Annotated in this window: 20 protein-coding genes and 1 tRNA gene; 11 read left to right on the top strand and 10 right to left on the bottom strand. The window is 63.1% G+C overall.

All coding sequences use genetic code 11. The annotated features are described in order from the left end of the window. On the top strand, positions 1–321 hold the full coding sequence (locus Q0X62_RS12565) for a 2Fe-2S iron-sulfur cluster-binding protein (protein ID WP_297736297.1): 321 nt from the start codon (positions 1–3) through the stop codon (positions 319–321). Positions 322–362: 41 nt separating this feature from the next. On the opposite strand, the gene Q0X62_RS12560 is transcribed toward Q0X62_RS12565, so the two are convergent. Beyond that, on the bottom strand, positions 363–2,852 hold the full coding sequence (locus Q0X62_RS12560) for a PAS domain-containing sensor histidine kinase (RefSeq protein ID WP_297736294.1): 2,490 nt from the start codon (positions 2,850–2,852) through the stop codon (positions 363–365). Positions 2,853–3,122: 270 nt separating this feature from the next. Continuing rightward, complete coding sequence (locus Q0X62_RS12555) at positions 3,123–3,425, bottom strand: energy transducer TonB (protein WP_297736291.1); 303 nt, start codon at positions 3,423–3,425, stop codon at positions 3,123–3,125. A gap of 349 nt (positions 3,426–3,774) precedes the next feature. On the opposite strand from Q0X62_RS12555, the gene Q0X62_RS12550 reads away from it, so the two are divergent. Then, positions 3,775–5,844 carry a hypothetical protein gene (locus tag Q0X62_RS12550; RefSeq protein WP_297736288.1) on the top strand — a complete coding sequence of 690 codons (2,070 nt, stop codon included), beginning with the start codon at positions 3,775–3,777 and terminating at the stop codon, positions 5,842–5,844. A 75-nt stretch (positions 5,845–5,919) separates the two neighbouring features. Here Q0X62_RS12550 and Q0X62_RS12545 read toward each other — a convergent pair whose 3' ends face one another. From Q0X62_RS12545 to Q0X62_RS12530, 4 genes are all read right to left on the bottom strand, one after another. Next, on the bottom strand, positions 5,920–6,195 hold the full coding sequence (locus Q0X62_RS12545) for an HPr family phosphocarrier protein (protein WP_297736285.1): 276 nt from the start codon (positions 6,193–6,195) through the stop codon (positions 5,920–5,922). After that, the gene (locus Q0X62_RS12540; protein WP_295696398.1) at positions 6,192–6,599 is read right to left on the bottom strand and encodes a PTS sugar transporter subunit IIA; all 408 of its coding nucleotides are present in this window, start codon (positions 6,597–6,599) and stop codon (positions 6,192–6,194) included. Before Q0X62_RS12540 ends, Q0X62_RS12545 begins: the two co-directional genes overlap by 4 nt. A 65-nt stretch (positions 6,600–6,664) precedes the next feature. Continuing rightward, a complete protein-coding gene (locus Q0X62_RS12535) occupies positions 6,665–8,284 on the bottom strand; it encodes a stimulus-sensing domain-containing protein (protein WP_297736282.1) in 1,620 nt (539 codons plus the stop codon). Positions 8,285–8,297: 13 nt separating this feature from the next. Further along, positions 8,298–9,008 (bottom strand): response regulator transcription factor, encoded by a 711-nt coding sequence (locus Q0X62_RS12530; RefSeq protein ID WP_297736279.1) that lies wholly within the window; start codon positions 9,006–9,008, stop codon positions 8,298–8,300. Between the two features lie 168 nt (positions 9,009–9,176). Between Q0X62_RS12530 and Q0X62_RS12525 the strand changes: the two genes are divergently transcribed. From Q0X62_RS12525 to Q0X62_RS12510, 4 genes are read left to right on the top strand one after another with little or no spacing between them, the layout of a single operon-like run. Beyond that, the gene (locus tag Q0X62_RS12525) at positions 9,177–10,877 is read left to right on the top strand and encodes a hypothetical protein (RefSeq protein WP_297736276.1); all 1,701 of its coding nucleotides are present in this window, start codon (positions 9,177–9,179) and stop codon (positions 10,875–10,877) included. 46 nt (positions 10,878–10,923) lie between these two features. Continuing rightward, positions 10,924–11,496 (top strand): DUF1214 domain-containing protein, encoded by a 573-nt coding sequence (locus Q0X62_RS12520; RefSeq protein WP_297736273.1) that lies wholly within the window; start codon positions 10,924–10,926, stop codon positions 11,494–11,496. Then, a complete protein-coding gene (locus tag Q0X62_RS12515) occupies positions 11,493–12,032 on the top strand; it encodes a DUF1254 domain-containing protein (protein ID WP_297736268.1) in 540 nt (179 codons plus the stop codon). The genes Q0X62_RS12520 and Q0X62_RS12515 overlap by 4 nt, the downstream gene beginning before the upstream one ends. A 57-nt stretch (positions 12,033–12,089) precedes the next feature. Further along, the gene (locus Q0X62_RS12510; protein WP_297736265.1) at positions 12,090–12,593 is read left to right on the top strand and encodes a hypothetical protein; all 504 of its coding nucleotides are present in this window, start codon (positions 12,090–12,092) and stop codon (positions 12,591–12,593) included. A 538-nt stretch (positions 12,594–13,131) separates the two neighbouring features. Here Q0X62_RS12510 and Q0X62_RS12505 read toward each other — a convergent pair. Continuing rightward, positions 13,132–14,664, bottom strand: coding sequence for an SLC13 family permease (locus tag Q0X62_RS12505; protein WP_297736262.1), 1,533 nt, complete (start codon positions 14,662–14,664; stop codon positions 13,132–13,134). Positions 14,665–14,715: 51 nt separating this feature from the next. Beyond that, positions 14,716–14,913, bottom strand: coding sequence for a zinc-finger domain-containing protein (locus Q0X62_RS12500; RefSeq protein WP_297736260.1), 198 nt, complete (start codon positions 14,911–14,913; stop codon positions 14,716–14,718). A gap of 91 nt (positions 14,914–15,004) precedes the next feature. Between Q0X62_RS12500 and Q0X62_RS12495 the strand changes: the two genes are divergently transcribed. The 5 genes from Q0X62_RS12495 to Q0X62_RS12475 all read left to right on the top strand — a co-directional run bounded on the left by Q0X62_RS12495 (position 15,005) and on the right by Q0X62_RS12475 (position 17,477). Next, positions 15,005–15,964, top strand: a complete 960-nt coding sequence (locus tag Q0X62_RS12495; protein WP_297736257.1) for an ABC transporter ATP-binding protein — start codon at positions 15,005–15,007, stop codon at positions 15,962–15,964. 147 nt (positions 15,965–16,111) lie between these two features. Continuing rightward, positions 16,112–16,495 (top strand): hypothetical protein, encoded by a 384-nt coding sequence (locus Q0X62_RS12490; RefSeq protein ID WP_297736254.1) that lies wholly within the window; start codon positions 16,112–16,114, stop codon positions 16,493–16,495. Between the two features lie 97 nt (positions 16,496–16,592). Next, entirely contained in the window at positions 16,593–16,883 is a 291-nt protein-coding gene (locus Q0X62_RS12485) for an autorepressor SdpR family transcription factor (protein ID WP_297736251.1), read from the top strand. 11 nt (positions 16,884–16,894) lie between these two features. After that, entirely contained in the window at positions 16,895–17,305 is a 411-nt protein-coding gene (locus Q0X62_RS12480) for a hypothetical protein (RefSeq protein ID WP_297736248.1), read from the top strand. Between the two features lie 95 nt (positions 17,306–17,400). Further along, a tRNA-Arg gene (locus Q0X62_RS12475) sits at positions 17,401–17,477 on the top strand. Between the two features lie 289 nt (positions 17,478–17,766). Here the strand turns inward: Q0X62_RS12475 and Q0X62_RS12470 are convergent. Beyond that, complete coding sequence (locus Q0X62_RS12470) at positions 17,767–18,018, bottom strand: GDCCVxC domain-containing (seleno)protein (protein ID WP_121212533.1); 252 nt, start codon at positions 18,016–18,018, stop codon at positions 17,767–17,769. Beyond that, positions 18,011–18,550 carry a hypothetical protein gene (locus Q0X62_RS12465; protein WP_121212534.1) on the bottom strand — a complete coding sequence of 180 codons (540 nt, stop codon included), beginning with the start codon at positions 18,548–18,550 and terminating at the stop codon, positions 18,011–18,013. The genes Q0X62_RS12470 and Q0X62_RS12465 overlap by 8 nt, the downstream gene beginning before the upstream one ends.

Raw genomic sequence — 18,550 nt, 5'->3', positions numbered from 1 at the left:
ATGCCGAAGATCACTTATATCGAGCACAACGGAACCGAACACGTCATCGATGTCGCCACCGGGCTGACCGTGATGGAAGGCGCCGTGCGCAATCTGGTTCCCGGAATCGACGCCGATTGTGGCGGCGCCTGCGCCTGTGCGACCTGTCACGTCTATGTCGACCCGGCCTGGGCCGACAAGACCGGTTCGCGCGAAGCGATGGAAGACTCGATGCTGGATTTCGCTGAAGCGGTTCAGGAGACCTCGCGCCTGTCCTGCCAGATCAAGGTCACCGACGCCCTGGACGGCCTGGTCGTGCGGATGCCGCAGGACCAGGGCTGATCGCCCCGGCACGACCGCGACCACAACAACCAATCTGACGATTATTCGGCGCGGGCCCGATCGCCCGCCAAGCGCGTCGCCGCCCGGTTGGCGAGATCCAGCTCGGGTGGCACCGCCGTGCTGCGCGGCTCCAATGGCAGGTGGCAGGAAACCAGCGTGCCATTCTCCGGCTCTGACTGAAGCTCGACCCAACCGCCATGAAGTTCGGCGATTTCCTTGACCAGTGACAGGCCAAGGCCGGCGCCGCCACGCTCGCCGCGGGAGAAACGGTCGAACACGCTGGCTTGTTTCTCAGGCGCAATCCCCTCGCCATCATCCTGGACCCAGAGCGTAATATCCTCGCCATTGCAGCGCGCGCCGATCGTGACAGCCCCCCCGGTCGCAACATGACGAATGGCGTTCGAGAGCAGGTTCATTGAAACCTGTTTAAGGCGATTACGGTCCGCCCGGAGCAGGCCAAGACCGTCTTCCACCTCGATATCAAGCTTGATGGCGTGATGATCGGCTCGGGCGGCGACCAGCTCGGCTGCCTCGCGTGCCACCTCGCCCAGATCAACATCGCCGAGCTCGAGCTCGAGTTGCCCGGCATCGATCGCCGCGACATCGAGAATATCATCAATCAGCTTGGCCAGATGAGCGGCCGCCGACTGAATTGCCGACATCGGCTCTTTCTGGCGATCGGACAACTCGCCGGCAAACCCCTGGGCCAGCATGTCGGCATAGCCGCCAATCGTGGTCAGCGGCGTGCGCAATTGATAGCTCACATGCTCGACGAATTCGGTCTTGATGCGCTCGGAGGTCTCCAGCGCTTCGGCCCGCTCGCGCAGCGCTTCTTCGATGCGGCGGCTATCGGTGACATCATCCCAGCAGATCAGCGTCGCGCCATCAGGCAACGGGCGCGTGAGATAAGTCAGGACACGACCGTCTGAACGCCGCATCTCACCGGTCACCTGTTTGCGCGCCTGCGGGCTGGGGTCGGTGACCCGCGCCTTGATATCGGTCCAGACACGGTCATCGGTAAACAGGGCGGCGCAGGTCTCGGACACGGCGTCGAAATCAGGCTGGCCGTCCAGCTCGTCCGCCTCGAAACCCCAGAGATCCTCGAAGGCCGAATTGTTCAGTTGCAGCCGCCCATTGGCCCCGAAAACGGCAACGGCCTCGTGAAGCTTGTCGAGCGTGGCCCGCTGCACATTGATCAGCGTGTTATAACGCGCGCGCAGGGCGAGCTCGTCCGTCTTGTCCTCGAAAATCAGCATGAGGCCACCCAGCGGATGGCGCTGACGGGCGACGCGCAGCGTGCGGCCATCCGGCAATGGCCAGAGCTCGTCCGGCGTTTCCTCATTCGGCGGGGCGTCATAACGCGCCAATTCCTCGGTCTTCCACGCACTGAAATCGGCCTGCTCCGGCAGCAGTCGCTTTTCGCGCATGCGATCGAGGAATTGCGCGTGACCCGGCCGCTCATTCAGCCAGGCATCATCGAGCTTGAACAGGTTGGAGAAGGCCTTGTTATGAAAGTTCAGGCGTTTGGACCGATCAAACACCACCACAGCCTCGGCCATGTGATTGAGCGTATCGTCATGGGCCCGGCGGAAACGGGCCAATGCCGCCTTGGCCTCTTCGCCATCCGTGACATCGAGGGCGAAGCCGGCAGCGCCACCCGAGACCGGGAAGACCATGAATCGCAGGCCACGGCGCGATCCGTCGACCACCACAATGCGCATCTCCTCGACCGGGTCGGCATCTGTCGTCGCGCGGGACGCGAGGTCCGACATCGCCGTGTCGAGCAGGATCTGGCGATCAAGCGTGTGGTCAATCGTGTCGCCCTCGACCGCTTTCACATAGGCCTGGTTCGCCCATTCCATGCGGCCGCTGGCATTCATTCGCCAGGCCGGGAAAGGCGCACGACCGAGCATATCGAGAAAAGCCAGCGGGTCCTTGGACACCAGGCGGCGCGCCTCCTCGATGCGCCCCCGAGCGCCGGATTCTTCGAGACCGCGGATCGTCGCATCGGACAGCCAGACCACAAGCTGCGTCCCGGCGGCCCGGCCATCAACTTCCAGAAATCGACCGCTGGGGCCAAGAATTGTCAGCGAGAAAGGCTGGCCTTTCTGCATCAGCTCCTGGAAGCGGCGACGCAGCGTGGTTTCATCGCCGCCAGCCGAGCGAGCCTCATAGTCCGCAAGACCTTCCATCAGGATGCCGGCAGGATTGGGGCCATCGCTGGCCTCGGCGAAGCGCAGCAGTGAGGCCAGGGCCACGGAGGACCCGAAGATGCGCGGCTCACCCCAGCCTGTGTCGGCTTCATCAAAGGGCGGTTGATCCCAGACAAGGACGAGACCGGGATGGGCGCCGAAAACGCTATCGGCTCGCGCGATACGATCCTCGAGCTCGGCCAGCTTGCGGCGCCATAGCGCCTGCGCGCCGCGCGCACCCGAGGTCAGCTTGAAGGCCCAGATACCCACGGCCACGGCAAAGGCTACGGCGCCGACGGTGACAGCAAGTGTCACGAACTGAAATGTCTGTCCGGTCATCAATGTCGCCCTGGGTGCGGACCCGCCCCCAATCGCTTGCGGCCCTCACGAATCACCATGATACCGGCCAGTGGACTCGCGGGCGATGCCCGGGCCGGTAAAAATCTTAATAAGTTATATACCCCGCCAGACCGAATGGGGAAAACCCGAGCCCGGCGCAATGGCAGGATCGGTCGTCCGCCCTGCTATATCCGGCAGGCCCGCGCGAGCGAGGCGGAGCGAAGAATGCGCGCCCGCCCACTGAAGGAATGTGTGGAAAGCGGGATCGGCTCAGCGAATGTGCACTTCGCCGGCGCGAAATTCGAACATGACGGCGCAATTCTCCAGAATTTCGACGCCCTCCAGCGGCGCGAACCGCCAATTCGAGACTGCGCGCTCCGTGGCGCGGTTGAACGGTCCGTCGGGCACAGCACGGTGAACCCGCGCACGATGCACACTGCCATCTGCATAGACATGAAAGCGCACCACGACCCAACCCTGCCGTCCCCGCGCCCAGGCCCGGGCCGGATAATCAGGCAGGGAGGCCGATACCGCGGCCAGGGTCGAGCCCCGACAATCCTCGGGTCCCATCATGCGCTCTACATTCGGAGGAACCGGCAATTCATCACGCGGCATGAAAGGCCCACGCCCGGGTGGCGCCAGACCGGGCAGCTCCGGTACCGGCACCCCGCCGCAGGCAGTCAGGGCAAGGCAAAAACAGACAATCAAGCTTCGCATGGCGGCAAGCTAGCGGCTCGCCGAAGAACACGGAAGCCCGCTTTCAGCACGCCTCGCGCGGAACAGATGTTGAACAATTTCTGAAGAATGGATGAAGACCGTTCTATTTCCGGCATCAAACTTGTAGGGTTCCTCGCGAATGGGTGAGAGGCCTGCCGTTTTGACACATCCGGCCAGGCGTTCGTTGTTAGAGGTGCGTAAAGCCATGTCTTTGTTACCGACCGCACATGCCGGGCAGTCTTTCGGCGCCCGCCGGATCGATTTCTACACGGTTTCAGGTGAAGTTTCCGCCTCGGATGATGGAATGGGTCGGGTCACGGATACGGACGGCATGGCGCATGATGTCCGTCTTCTGGAGCGCTCGAATGCACTGGCACCGGGGGATACGGCCAGCGTTCTGCGGGTCCAGGCCGGCCCCAATCGACGCTCCCGCCCGGCGGCCATTGTCAATCATACGCGAGGCACCTGGATGCGCGCGGCACCGGAGGCAACCGGCCTGCTGGCGCGCTCCGGCGTAACGCGAGGCTTCAATTGGTGGCTCTCCGTGCTCGCTCTCGCCTTGGTGGCCATCGCCGCCGTTTGGCCGGCCATTCACGGCTTCCTGGCCGAGGTCAATGCCAATCTGATCGCATCTGTGCCGGCCTTTGATGTTTATGCGGAGATCGCCGCCTTTCTGCCCGGCCTGCCGGGCTGGCGCCTTGAGGCAGCCCTGCCGTCCGGCATCCTGGACGCGCTCGCATCGCTCGGCTTCATACCGATGGCACAATTGACCGAATGGGGGCTCGGCGTTGGAGCCGGCCTGCTCGCCCTTCTGAGCTTTCTCGGACGGTCCTGGCGCCTGGTTTACATCCCGGCCCTCGGTGCGCTGGCCCTGGCGGCCGGCAGCATTCTCGGGGCGGCTTTGCCGACCTTGGCCATCATCGGTGGTAGCCTGCTGCTCTTCATGCTGGGCGGACTGATAAATCGCGTGCGTGATGGCGGACGCTTCAATGCTCGCGTCGCCCGTCTCGCCGAACACGCGCTGCGCAACCCGCCCGAGGAAGGCGTGCGCGCCAGCGACACATCCGGCGCGGCGAAGGCTGGCGTGGTCGCCAGTGCTGCCATCGCGGCAGCGACCGCGACGGCGGAAGGCAATGATGATGCGGATGTCGCCGAGACAGCCGCGGCAGAGACTGACACGGCGTCCGGACCGGAGTCGGGCGCGAGCGCGGAAGCGGAAGACTCGCCGGAAGCCATAGACGAAAGCGAAGAATCGCAGGCCGCCATAGAAGACGGCGCCTCCGAGGCGGTTGCAACCGGCGAAATTCCGCAGGACGACAACGGATCGGGCGAAGTCGAAGCGCCGGCCCAGGACGACCTTCTGCCGGCCGCGCCGACCGACGACACGGAAACCGAAATCGCGGCTGACGCTGCGATACCGGACGCTGCCGGCGACGCGGAAGCACCGGCCGATGCCGTCCAGGACACCGAAACCGCCCAGGACATCGAGGCGCCAGGTGCCGAGAGCGATGCTTCGGATGAGGTCGAGCCGATAGCAGAGTCCGTTGCGTCCGAGGATGCAGAGACTGACCTCGCGCCCGCGCCGGCAGAGGAAAATGTCGAGGCGCAAGAAACCACCAACACCAGCGAGGCGGTCGACGCCAGCACCGACAGTGAGTCGGTTTCAGAGACTGACGAGGATCTGCCGGACCAGGCAGAAACCGGGACCGAAGCCGAGGAGACCGAGATCGCTCTCCCAGAGAGCGAGATTGCATCTGCGGAGGCTGAGATCACAGATGCGGAAGCCGTGGTCGCGGATACGGAAGCGGAGGCCGCAGATCCGACGGTCGATGAAGATCTACCCAGTCTTGATGATGTCGCTGCAGCCGCGGCCCTGACCGCGGTTGAAACCGCTGACCCTCAAGGCGATGACGCTGCAAGCTCTGCCGCTTCTCCGGCAAGTGTTGATCTCGACGATGAACGGACCATGCCGGTCGCTCCGCCGCCGCCCATGCCGGGCAATGACACCTTGGAAGCCGAGGCTGGCGTCGAATCTGAAGCGACGCCGGAAACCGTCATCGAAGCAGAACCCGCGGCCTCGGCTGACGACCAGCCTGAGTCCGAGCCGGTCGCGACGGTCGCCACGGAGGCAAGCGACACGCCGGCCGCGCCGATCGTCGATGATCCATTGATGGATGGGGACCTCGACCCGATGATGGGTTCGGACGGGAAGGCTGATTATGCGCCTGGCGCGCCGGATGTCGATCTTGATCGCACCCCGATCGGCCAGAACTGAGCAAGCTGACGCAACAAAAAGCCCGCCGCTTGGCGGGCTTTTTCATATCGCGGCGCCATACAGCCTACGAATGTCTCAGTCGTCTTCGTGGAAGCCGGCTTCGACCAGCTCGCTGAGGCGGTCCGCTGCCTTTTCCGCGTCCGGACCCTCGGACTCGATCCCGATGACCGAGCCCTTGGCAGCGGCCAGCATGAGCAATTCCATAATCGAATCCGCATTCACGGTCTCGCCATCACGCGAGACATGGATCGTGGCATCAAAGCCTTGGGCCATTTCGACAAATTTGGCCGCCGCACGAGCATGAAGCCCCCTCGCATTGCAGATGGTCACCTTGCGCGCGACCGGCGTCACTTGCCGGCACCTTCAAGGACATTGGACGCGATCGCGATATAGCGCTTGCCTGCATCCTCACCCATGCGCGAGAGACTATCGAGATCGGCGCGCGAGCGCGCCTCGGCCAGCTTGATCAACATCGGAAGATTCACGCCCGCAATCACTTCGACCTTGCCCGGCTCAAGCAGGGAAATGGCGAGATTGGATGGCGTGCCGCCGAACATGTCGGTCAGAATGAGCACGCCCTCGCCGCGATCCGCGTCCTCGATGGCCTGCTTGATGTCGCCCCGACGCTTCTCCATATCGTCGTCCGGACCGATACAGACGGCCAGGAACGCATCCATGGGGCCCACCACGTGCTCCGTGGCGGCAACAAATTCATCGGCCAAACGGCCATGGCTGACGACGACGACTCCGATCATGCCAGCATCTAAACGCGGCTTGAGTTGAGGGGGAAGCGTCTTTTTGCAATCGCGCGGTCAATTTGTCAGTCGGCGGAGGCCGCCGGAAGTTCGACGGTGAATCGCGCGCCCACCACATCGCCATCCTGATTGCGACGATTGCGGGCCACGATTGTACCGCCGTGCGCTTTCACGATCTGGCGTGAGATTGCGAGGCCAAGACCGGAATGGGTGCCGAACGCCGCGCCTTTCGGGCGTTCCGTGTAGAAGCGGTCGAACACGGCTTCCAGATTGTCTTCGGGAATACCGGGTCCTTGATCATCCACATGGATTTTGAGACTGGTCCGCCCCTCCATCTGGCCGCGCCGCATCGAGACCAGGATTTCTCCGCCCTCCGGCGAAAAAGTCAGGGCGTTGTCGAGCAGGTTGCGGAAGACCTGACCAAGCGGATCGCCGCGACCTATGACCAGTGCCGACCGAACCTGCTGGTCCAACCGGATACGGGCGGAATGGCTGCCTGCCTCGTTATAGGATTCCACCAGCTCCCCGATCAGGTCGCCGAGATCGAATCGGCTGACATCCTCGCGCGCCAGCTCCGCATCGACACGGGATGCCCGGGAGATGTCGGTGATCAGGCGATCCAGCCGCCCGACATCGGCGGCGATCACGGCGAGCAGGCGACCGCGTCGCTCTTCATCCTTCGCCCTGGGCAGGACTTCAACGGCGGAACGGATCGAGGTGAGGGGGTTTTTCAACTCGTGGGCGACATCGGCGGCGAAACTCTCGATGGCGTCAAGCCGATCATAGAGCGCCTCGGTCATGTCCGACAGCGCCACGCCAAGCTCGCCGATCTCGTCATTGCGGCTTCGCAGATCGGGCATGGTAACGCGCCGGCCACCGGCCCGCCGCGCCTCCCGCGCCGCCCGCGCCAGTCGGCGGATCGGGCGGGCGATGAAAACGGTCAGGGCCAGCGACGACATCGCCGTCACCAGAGCAGCAATGATCATGAAGGGCAGGAGCGCCCGCCGCTCCGCCTCGATCAGCGTGTCGAGGTCGTAGGATTCGATCGTCACCACGCCGACAATCGCCCGGACCGGCTGGATTGGCAGCGAGACCGACACCACGCGGCGACCATCCGCCTCGCGCCGCACCCCGGCGACGGTCTCGCCATTGATGACCTGGCGCACTTCCTCTCGCAGATCGCGCCCCATCGCTTCGCGCTCCTCGGAAGAGCGCAGGAGGTTGGCGAGCGCGTCGAGCACCTGCACGGGCAGGGAGCGGGCGCTTTCGGCGATGGGTGGGCGTTGCGCGCCGGGTGGCGGCAATTGCGTGGTCTCGAATACATCGGCCAGAAGATGGCTGTCCGCGACAATCGCCGCACCCTTGTCAAAAACGATGACGCGGGATTCCTCGGGCACGTAGAGCTGGCGCAAGATGGCGCGGGCATCTTCATTGCGCAGGGCGGGAGCGGGCGCGCCATCGGACGCACCCTCGGCCAGCACATTGGCGATCAGCTCGCCCTGGGCACGCAGCGAATCCAGCTTGGCATTGACGAGGCCGCGACGGGTCTCGGTCAGGGCCAGCATGCCCACGACCAGAACGCCGAGAGCGACGAAATTGGCCATCAGGATCAGCTGCGCCAGCCGCGAGGACGGCCGCGGCGCGAGGCTGCGAAGCAGCGTCCCGACACGCTGCAGACCCGACATCGCGGCGCTGGAATCAGTCTTCTTTATAGCGGTAACCCACGCCGTAGAGGGTCTCGATCGCGTCGAAACTCTTGTCGGATTCCCGGAATTTCTTGCGAATACGCTTGATATGGCTGTCGATCGTCCGGTCGTCGACATAGACCTGATCGTCATAGGCCGCGTCCATCAGATTGTCGCGGCTCTTCACATAGCCCGGGCGTGTCGCCAGGGCCTGGAGAATGAGGAATTCGGTGACCGTCAGGCGGACCGGTTCACCCTTCCAGGAACAGGCATGGCGGTTCGGGTCCAGCAGCAGGCTGCCGCGCTCGAGCGGCTTGCTGTCACCCGGCTCGAGACCCACCGTGCCGACAGGATCCCCGGACAGGCGGGCGCGGCGCAGGACCGCCTTCACCCGCTCGCCCAGCAAACGCTGGGAGAAGGGTTTGGCGATATAGTCATCGGCGCCGAGATTGAGCCCGAGCGCCTCATCGAACTCGTCATCCTTCGAGGTCAGGAAGATGACCGGCAGATTGGAGGACTGGCGCAGGCGGCGCAGCAATTCCAGCCCGTCCATGCGCGGCATCTTGATGTCGAAAATCCCAAGGTCCGGCGGATCCTCTGTCAGGGCGGTCAGTGCGGAGGCCCCGTCATTATAGGTCCGCACATGATATCCTTCGCCTTCGAGAAAGATCGAAACCGATGTGATGATGTTTTCATCATCATCCACGAGTGCAATCGTCGCCATGCCATCTCCGCGCGCTGACCCCGTCAATCGGGGCGCAAATTGATCCGCGTGCCGGAACCATAGCCGCGGCCGGGCCGACACGCCAAGCTCCCTTGATGAATCAGGAGCATGGTTCACCCGGTTTTAAGCCTCTTTGTGCCATCAATAAGGCTCCAGGGGAGTTGGTACATGTCCGGCGACGTCCACTACGAAGTCTTTTTCAAGAAAAACCGCAAGTCGGGCTGGGCGCTCAGCGAGGCGCTGGAGGACCGTGCAAAGGCCATCAAGCTGGCCCAGACTCTGGTCGCCAAGAACAAGGATGCCTCGGTCCGAGTGTCCAAGGAGACCTTCAATTCGGAACATCGCAAATTTCGCTCCGTGCCCGTCTTCGAAGCCGGGGCCGAGACGATGGGTGCGGAGACGGAAAAGACCGGCGAAGCACAACTACCCTGCCTGACCCCGGATGATCTGTCCAAGCCACATGCCCGCGACACCATTCGGCGCGTTCTGACGGGCTGGTTCGAACGCGTGCAGGCCATACCGATGGAATTGCTGCATCGCCCGGATCTGGTAGAAAACCTCGAAGCCTCCGGCACAGAACTCCAGCACGCGGTACAGAAAGTCGCCATTGCTTCGGCAAAGGACAGCGATGCCGGCGTGCACGGCTATGTGAAACTGCTCAATGAGCTGGTCCAGAAATCCCTGGCACGCATCTACAAGGATGGCCGCGATCAGAAACTGCCGGAATATCCGAAGAAGGCGCAATTCGCCGACATCGCCGCGGAGATTCACAATCGTGACCGCCGTGCTTACTCGCTGCGCGCAGCCATGGCCGACCGGCTTCGCCATGAAAAGAAGTTCGCAGACAAGCTGGAAGCCCTGCTCGACATGGGTGACAGCCTGCCGGCCGACGAAGCGGCCCGCACATTCGCGCTGGATGAAGTTGACCACTACATGGCCGAAGTCATCGCGTTTGACGCGGGACGTGACGCGCTGCTCGGCAGCTGCAAGGATCTCGGCGAAACACTGGAGCGTCTTGCCTGCCTGTTCGATGGCGACCACTCCGCCGATGCCCTGAATCTCGCCCCCAGCGCGGCCAAACGCCTCGCCAAGAAAATCAAGGCCAAGGAGTATCCCGCCTGCCGGGCAACCATCGCGACGAATATACTCAAGGAGCTTGAGCGCCCGAAGCGCCTGCGTCCGACCAGTGTTCGCGACGAGGTCCGGCTCGCCCGGGATCTCGCCAGCCGCCTGGTCATCTGCGCCGACAGCACGCTGCCCGCCGATGCCCTGATCAAGGCCTTCGCCTCACGCTCGGCCCGGCTGCTTCAGCCCGAGATCATCGACGAATTACTGCGCCACTCACGCGGACCGGACGAAGAGCTGGATCGGCTGATTGCGCTCGAGGAAAATCTCGTCGGCGAGGCCAACAAGCAGAAACTGGCCGGCTATGTCCGCTCGACGCTGAGCTCATCCAGATGCGAGTCCTGGTATGTTCGCGGCGACGCCAAGCCCTTGGAGCGCCTGGCCAAGCTGACCGCCCAGCAGTCGAAAATCCTCAAGGGCAAATACCCCGAACGCGACAAGCTGGAACTGGCGGCCAATTTCGACGCCATGGGCATGAAAATTGTGGATGAGAGCAAGATCATGAACATGGTCGAGTCGGGAGATCGACCGGCGCTGGACAAGGCCACCGGACTCTTGCGCCTCGCCACTGGCGGCGCCTTGCCGATCGGAAATTGCTCGGCTGACGCCCAGGCCCGGGCCCTGCGCCATCTGAAATCCGCAGTCGGCCTCGCCGAGGCCCAGGCCGAGGATGGCCGGGCCAAGCTCCGCAATATCCAGGGCATGCTGCAAACCCTGACCAATATGCAAGCCAAGACCGGCTGACGCTTTTCGCTTTCCCGGTCAGCACCAATCTGGCTAGGTTTGCAACATGACGCTGCGCCATCTCATTACCTTCATTCTCGGCCTGGTGGCCGGAACCGTTATGGCAATCGCCCTGGCCTTCAGCCCGGGCGAAATTGGCGGCGTGCATAACGGCGCCTGGGTCAGCAATCCGAATATCGGCTCGCCAGACGCCAATCCGCTGGTCCGCTCGCTGGTGGCGCGCAGAGGCCTGCTGGCGCTGAGCCGGGAGGAAGCGGTCTATTTCACCGCCACCCGCGACAGTGAAGGCCATAACCTCACAGAGCGATGCCGCTATGAAGTCATCGGCGATATGCCGCCGACACGCTGGTGGTCCCTGACCATCTATGACGAGGACAGCTTTCTGCCGCGCAATAACCGCGACCGCCATGCGGTCAGCCAGACCACGGCGCGCACCGACGCGACGGGTCGAGTCATCATACCGGTCGGACAGGACGAGCCCGGCGCGATCGTCACCGAGAATGCCGGCCTGTTCTCACTCACTCTGCGCCTCTATCACCCCGACCCGGCCGTGCTCGACGCGCTGGACACACTGACTTTCCCACGCATAGAGCCGGTCAGCTGCGGGGGCGAGACATGACGCGTCGCGGCCTGCCCTTCCTGCCCTTTGTGCTCGGCCTGGCGATAGGAGCGGGCATCACGCTGACTGTGATGCCCGGCCTGATCATGTCGCGGGCCATGGACCGGATCGAGACGCTGGGCGGAGAGGCCGGACGGGTCCGCCACGCCCCGCCTGTTACCGCCGACAACCAGACCATTGTCCGCGCCAGCCCGGACATTCTCTATTCGGTCTGCCTTTACGATCTCAATGACGGCCCGCTGCGCATCGAAGCGCCCTGGCCCGCAGACGGAAACTACGCCTCGGTGAGTTTCTACGATTCCAATACGAATAATTTCGCGGCGATCAGCGATCGGGATGCCGGAAGCGCCACCACTTCAATCCGTCTTTTCGCGCGCTCGGCATCCAACGTCCCGGAAGAAACCGATCGGAGCTTCGAGGCTCCCACTCAAACCGGCCTCATCCTCTATCGCCGCGTCATCGACGCGAATACGGATATCGCCGCCGCCGAAGCAGAGCGCCAGGCATTCACCTGCTCCCGGATGTCCGAACAGTAACTTGCCTCCCAGGCGCGACTTGGCGACGCTCGCACGGCATCAAAGCTGGGGAGCCCCATGAAACGCACACTTCTCGCGGCATTGGCCGCGTCCGCCGCCATCATCGCGCCCGCCACCGCGCAGACCGATGAAACCGCCGCCATCGAAGCGCAGATCGACGCGCTCTACGCGGTCATCTCCGGCCCGGTCGGCCAGGCCCGCGACTTCGAGGCCATGCGTGACCTCTATATGGACGGTGCTGCCATGGGAGCGGTCGGTCCGGGCGAGGACGGAAATGGCGCCGGCCGGGTCATTACGCTGGATGACTATATCGAGCGCTCCGGTCCGTGGCTGGTCGAGAACGGCTTCACCGAACGCGCCACCCGCACCGAAATCACCCAATGGGGCGAGATCGCCTATGCCCGCTCCGCCTATGAAGGCGTCAATGGCGTGACCGGCGAGGTCTTCCTGATCGGGGTCAATTTCATCACCCTGTTCAAGATCAATGGTGAGTGGAAGATCGCCTCAATCCTCTGGCGCACTGAAAGCGAAGACTGGCCGGTTGACGCCGCCTTCGATTAGGAGCTTTTTGCTCGCTCCGGTACGGCGCGTATCTGCCTATCCTCGCCTGACACCCCCAACACCGTCATCCTGACGCAAGTCAGGACCCAGTCTCGCACATGCGGTTTCGCCAATCCTGGCAACAGCTTGCGTCGCAGACCGGGTTCCGGCCTGCGCCGGGATGACGGTGTGTGGGGCGGAAATTCTCACAAAACTTATCCTCCCCCCTCTGCCCCCGGGCAATAATGCCGTCGGTTTTCGGGATGGGAGGCGCGGGCCCTGTCACTTGTGCCCGGAAGCGAGCGGAGCCTGTCCGCGTGTCGGGGATGACAGTCCGACACTCCGGCAGGGCGTGCGATCAGGTCGCGGGGCACTAAACGACCGACCCCATCTACCTGGCGCATTGGAATCGGGGGCGAGAGCGTCCGGGAAATCTCCGCGAACGGGATGTCGACGATGTCACGTTATTCAAATCAAACCGGTTGACGGCATTGGCCGACATCCCGTTCCCCTCCCGTTCCGCCAGGCGCCAGCGCCATGGCGATTTCGGTGCCGCGGCTTAGCCGAAGAGCACGAAAATCCCGGTGATGATGGCGATGGCCGCCAGATTGATGCGCACCCCGGCCTTCATCATCTGCAATTGGGTCACGGCACCGGAGGCATAGACGATGGCGTTCGGGGCGGTTGCGACAGGCAGCATGAAGGCGGTCGAGGCGGCAATGGCGACCGGGACGACCAGGGTCTCCGGTTCCACACCCGCCTCAAGCGCGATCACGCCGAGCACGGGCAGGAAGGCGGTTGTCGTGGCGACATTCGAGGTCAGCTCGGTGAGGAAGACGACCAAGGCCACAAAGATCAGCAGGAGGACCGGCACCGGCATGTCGGCGAGGAAGCCCATCTGTCCGCCCAGCCAGTCGGCCAGTCCCGTGGAGGAGAGGGCGGCGGCCAGTGAGAGTCCACCGCCGAACAGGATGACGACATTCCAGGGCAGGCGGGCAAGGCCTTCCCAATCCATCAGCATTTCACCCTGACGTTCGCCGCGATCACCGGCCGGCACGAGGAAGGTGGCCAGCGCCCCCATGACCGCGATCTGGGTATTGCCGAGGGCGAGGGTGACGGGCAGGTCGAGTGTGGTACCGAGCCAGGCCAGAAGCGGGTTCCAGCCCCACTCCGTGCCGGGTTGGCCGATCAGTTCGCCGGGCAGGACCCGGCCCATCCACAGGATGGCGACCGTTCCGAACAGGAGGGCGACACGCCATTCCGGCCGGGTCATGGAGCCCAGTCGGGCGAGCTCGGTGCGAACGAGGTCTTTCGCTGCAACGCTGTCACCGCCACCCTTCAGATCAAAGGCGAGGCGGGTGAGAATGAGCCAGGCGACGGGGATCAAAAGGGCGACAATGGGCAGTCCCATCCCCATCCAGGTCGCGAAATCGATCGCGATGTCGAACTCGTTTTGCAGATAACCGATGCCGATCAGATTGGTCGGCGTGCCGACCGGCGTCGCCATACCGCCGATCGAGGCCGCGTAGGCGACGCCAAGGGCCAGGGCCGGGGCGAAGAATCTCGAACTGACGCCCTCGCGCTCGACTTCCTGGGCCACACGCAGGGCGATCGGGATCATCATCAGCGTAGTCGCCGTATTGGAAATCCACATCGACAGGAGCGCCGAGGCCAGCATGAAGCCGAGAATGAGGGCGGCCGGTCTTCCGCCGAAACCGCTGACGATATTGAGCGCGATCCGTGTGTGCAGATTCCAGCGCTCGATCGACAGGGCGACGATAAAGCCACCCAGGAGCAGCATCACGATCGGGCTGGCATAGGGGCCGGTCGCGGCACCGGTCGAAGTGATGCCCAGCAAGGGGAAAAGCGCCATCGGGATCAGCGCCGTGGCCGCGATTGGAATGGCTTCTGTGGCCCACCAGACCGCCATCATCAGGGCGAGGGAGGCGAGCAGCCAGGCTTCGCGGCTCAGCCCTTCGGGCAGCGGCAGGACTTGCAACAGAACGGCGAGGGCGATCCCGACCAAGAGCCCGATGACTTGCGAGGTGGATTTGCCGCGCCTGGCGGGCGGCGGTGTTCCGGTGTCAGCCACAATGCGCCTCCCCAGCCGCCTGCATTTGACCCGTCAGTCTGGCGCGGTGCGTCAGGCCTTGGGGTCTTCGGACGAGCCGGCCCGCACAAAGCGGCGGTCGCAATAGGGGCATTCGACGAAATCATCCTGGCCCATTTCCAGATAAACGCGCGGATGTCCCAATGCGCCATCGCCGCCATCGCAGGCCATGCGGTGCTGGTCGGTGACAATGATTTCGGACGGCGGTACGGAATTGGCGGCGTCGGCCATGGACAAGCCCTCATGGACAGGATGAATGACGATCCCTAAGTGTGGAGCCTAGTTATGGCCTTTGGCCCTCATCCGTCAATTCCGAGGCGACATGTCCGACAGCTCCTCCCTTCCTGATTTCGCGCTCGAGGCCACCGGCCTGAAGAAGACCTATCGCGGTTCCAAGCTCGCCGAGCCGAAAGTCGCGCTGAAGGGGATCGACCTGAAAGTGCCGCGCGGATCGATCTTCGGTCTCCTCGGACCCAATGGGGCCGGCAAGTCGACCTTCATCAATATTTTCGCGGGACTGGTGAAGAAGTCCGGCGGGACCGCGAAGACCTGGGGCATTGATGTCGACCAGGACAGTCGCGCCGCGCGCGCCGCCATCGGGGTGGTGCCGCAGGAAATCAACATGGACGTCTTCTTCACGCCGCATGAGACGCTGGAGTTGATGGCGGGCTTCTATGGCGTGCCCAAGGCCGAGCGCAAGACGGATGAATTGCTCGAGGCGGTCGGCCTGTCCGACAAGCGCAATGCCTATGTACGCCAGCTCTCCGGCGGCATGAAGCGCCGCCTCCTGGTCGCCAAGGCCATGGTCCACACCCCGCCCATCCTGGTGCTCGACGAACCGACGGCGGGGGTCGATATCGAGCTTCGCCGCCAGCTCTGGGACTATGTCCGCGAACTGCATGCGCGCGGCACGACGATTGTCCTGACCACGCATTATCTCGAGGAAGCCCAGGAGCTCTGTGACCAGATCGCCATTATCGATCATGGTCAGGTGATCGCCTGCGAACCAAAGGAAACCCTGCTCAAGCGGATGGATTCCAAGACCCTGGTCATCGAGCCCGCCGAGGCTCTCAGCGCCGTGCCGACGGAGCTGTCCGAGTATGACGCCGAGATCCGTTCTGACGGGGCACTGGCCATCACCTATCGCTATGGCCAGCAATCGGTTGCCGAGATGATCGAGAAGTTTCGCGCCGCCGGGGGCCGGATCGAGGATTTGCGCACCGAGGAAGCTGATCTGGAAGATGTCTTCCTTGCCCTCACCTATAACCGCCAGGATGCCTGATGCACGCGCGCGCGTCTGCGGGGACTCCCGTCGCGACCATCCCGCCAGACCTGCCCCTTTTTCGGCATGATTGCGGCCCATTGTGATGGCGGCCGAAGGAGGGCCGCAGATCAGCAATCAACCAGCAGGACTAACAGGGAGGCTCGCATGCGCACGCATTATATCCGGAAGTTTTTCGCCATCTCGGTGAGCGCCCCGTTTTTTGTCGCCCTGGCCTGGTTCTTTGGCGTCTTCCTGCAGCCGCAAGGTGAAATGGGTGCCGGCTTTGCCGTCATCCTCATTCTCGCCAGTGCGATCGCGGCGATCTGGCTTTATGGCTGGCTGATGCGGCCGGGACGGAAAGTCCATTTCCGCAATCGCGGGGTCGACGGTTTCGACCGCGACTGGGGGGTAGGCCTGACCGGCTACTCCCAGGCCAAGGACGGCCGCCGCCGCCGCGATGACAGTGATGGCGACGATCTCGGTGGCCGGCGCAACTCCGGTGATATGGATGATGGCGCCGACGAGGTCGGCGGCACCGGCCTAGCCTGACCCTATCGCGTGTCGCTACCGCGCCCCGGCTTCGTCCGGGGCGATTGCGCGAGAGCAGGGCTTGACATCAATTAGATGATTAGCTAAATATCATTTCATGAATGATGTTTTCAAGGCTCTCTCCGACCCGACCCGCCGTGAAGTGCTCCGCCTGTTGAAGTCGGGCCCGCGGTCGGCCGGTGATCTGGCCGACGCCTTCCCGGTTTCGCGACCAACCATGTCGGCCCATTTCAATGTACTGCGCGGGGCCGGACTCGTCTCGACTGAAAAGGCCGGGAAGTCAGTCATCTACCATCTCAATGTCTCGGTGCTGGAAGAGGCGCTGCTCGGCTTTGCCGGGGCGTTCGGCCTTGGTACCGGCGTGCCGCCCGTCAGCCCTCCGGAATGAAAGGAAATGCCATGATCACGCGCTCGCTGAAGGGTTCACTCGCCCTCGCCGCCATTCTTCTGGCGACGGCTTATGGCATGTCGCTTCTCGCCGATTTCAACTGGGTCGGGCCGGACATGCCGGATCGCGTGACCCAGGTCATGATCGGGTTGATTCTGGTCCTGTTTGGCAATGCCACCGGCAAGCGTCCGCGAAACGCCGATCCCGCCTGCGATAGCAAGCCGGGCTTGATGGCGGCGCAGCGCTTCTTCGGCCTGGCCCTGGTGATTGGCGGACTCATCCATGCCGGCGCCTGGCTGCTGGCCCCGCTCGAAATGGCCAACACACTGTCGATGGTGGCCGTCATCATCGCCCTGATCGCCGGACTGGGCCGGGTCGCCTACGCGATTTTCGTAAAACGCCAGACCCCGGGTGATGGCTGAAGCACGGGCGCGGCCATCGAGCCACACGCGCTGACCATCAGGCGCAAAGCCGCGTTGCGCACCTTACCCGCATCGGCTATGGCTTCGCCTTCGACGCACCCATAGCTCAGCTGGATAGAGCGCTGCCCTCCGAAGGCAGAGGTCAGAGGTTCGAATCCTCTTGGGTGCGCCATTTTTTGTTGGACGTCACAAGTCGTTGGACAAAGTCCAAGAAGCTTGGACAAACCAAGCTGGAAAGCGTCGGGGTTCATGATCCAAGTGGATCGTTTGTGTGTTCAAAAGGGCCACGACAAGGTCGACAGCCCTGATCTGCTGTACGATCATTTGGCCGCATTGACTTCTTGCCAACACCTAGCATCCGCTTTGGCTTAGGAGGGGTCATAACCTGTCGGCTGAGTTCTGTATTCGGCGGATGTCTGAATTGTCCGGTTCACCGCACAAAGCGCATGATGTGCCGTACTCTAACACCCAAGCCGACGAGCGCGGGGAGGCCACCCTGCTGCACAGCACGCATCGCCCTCCTGAATAGGCGGGCACGGTACGGTTCCAAAGGAGCAGAAGACGCAGCAATCGCCCGGCTTCGGTTTCAGCAGCGTGCTGCATGACGGACAGTCCCAGAAGTACTGGCAGGCGTTCGTCGGCATCTCCAAATTGGCGTGTATGCTGCCACAATGGGGACAGGTGAGTGTTGATTTGAGTTGGATATCAACCATCGGACTTTAAGGAACGCTCCCATTGATCAATTGCACCAATCGGCCCGGGACATTCGTGATCGCGGGTTTCACGCCCTGCTATCCGGCCAATCAATATCGGTATTGCGCGCATTTCGCAGCCGGGCGTTCCGAAGAGAGCAGCCAGGAAAAATGAACCACCAAGGTGGAGATAGACATAGGTATTGAGCCAATAGGTGGTCGACCAAAGCTGTGAATTGATCCACTCGCCGGAAGATTGCCATCCGATAGCCGCGGCGCCGATCAACAAGCCCGTAGCCAGCAGTCGAGGCCAAAGCCCTAGCCGAAAACCCAGTCCAATGTTCAGCGTGTATGGGGCCAAGTGGACAGCAAACGCCGTGAACCCGATCACCCATGCATTGGTCAAGGCATCCATCTCGCCGAAGCGAAACAATTGGGCCGCCCAATAGATTGCGCCTGCGCCGAAAATCAGGCGTGAGAGACGACCGATAGGCCCGGGCGGCGGTATAGTTCCTCCGTCGCGAAACTGATAGGTCGGCGAAGGTTTGGCCAT

The organism is uncultured Maricaulis sp., from assembly GCF_947259345.1.
Taxonomy (GTDB): Bacteria; Pseudomonadota; Alphaproteobacteria; order Caulobacterales; family Maricaulaceae; genus Maricaulis.
The sequence above is the reverse complement of the archived record's forward strand: the minus strand, read 5'-3'. Positions and strand labels throughout refer to the sequence as shown.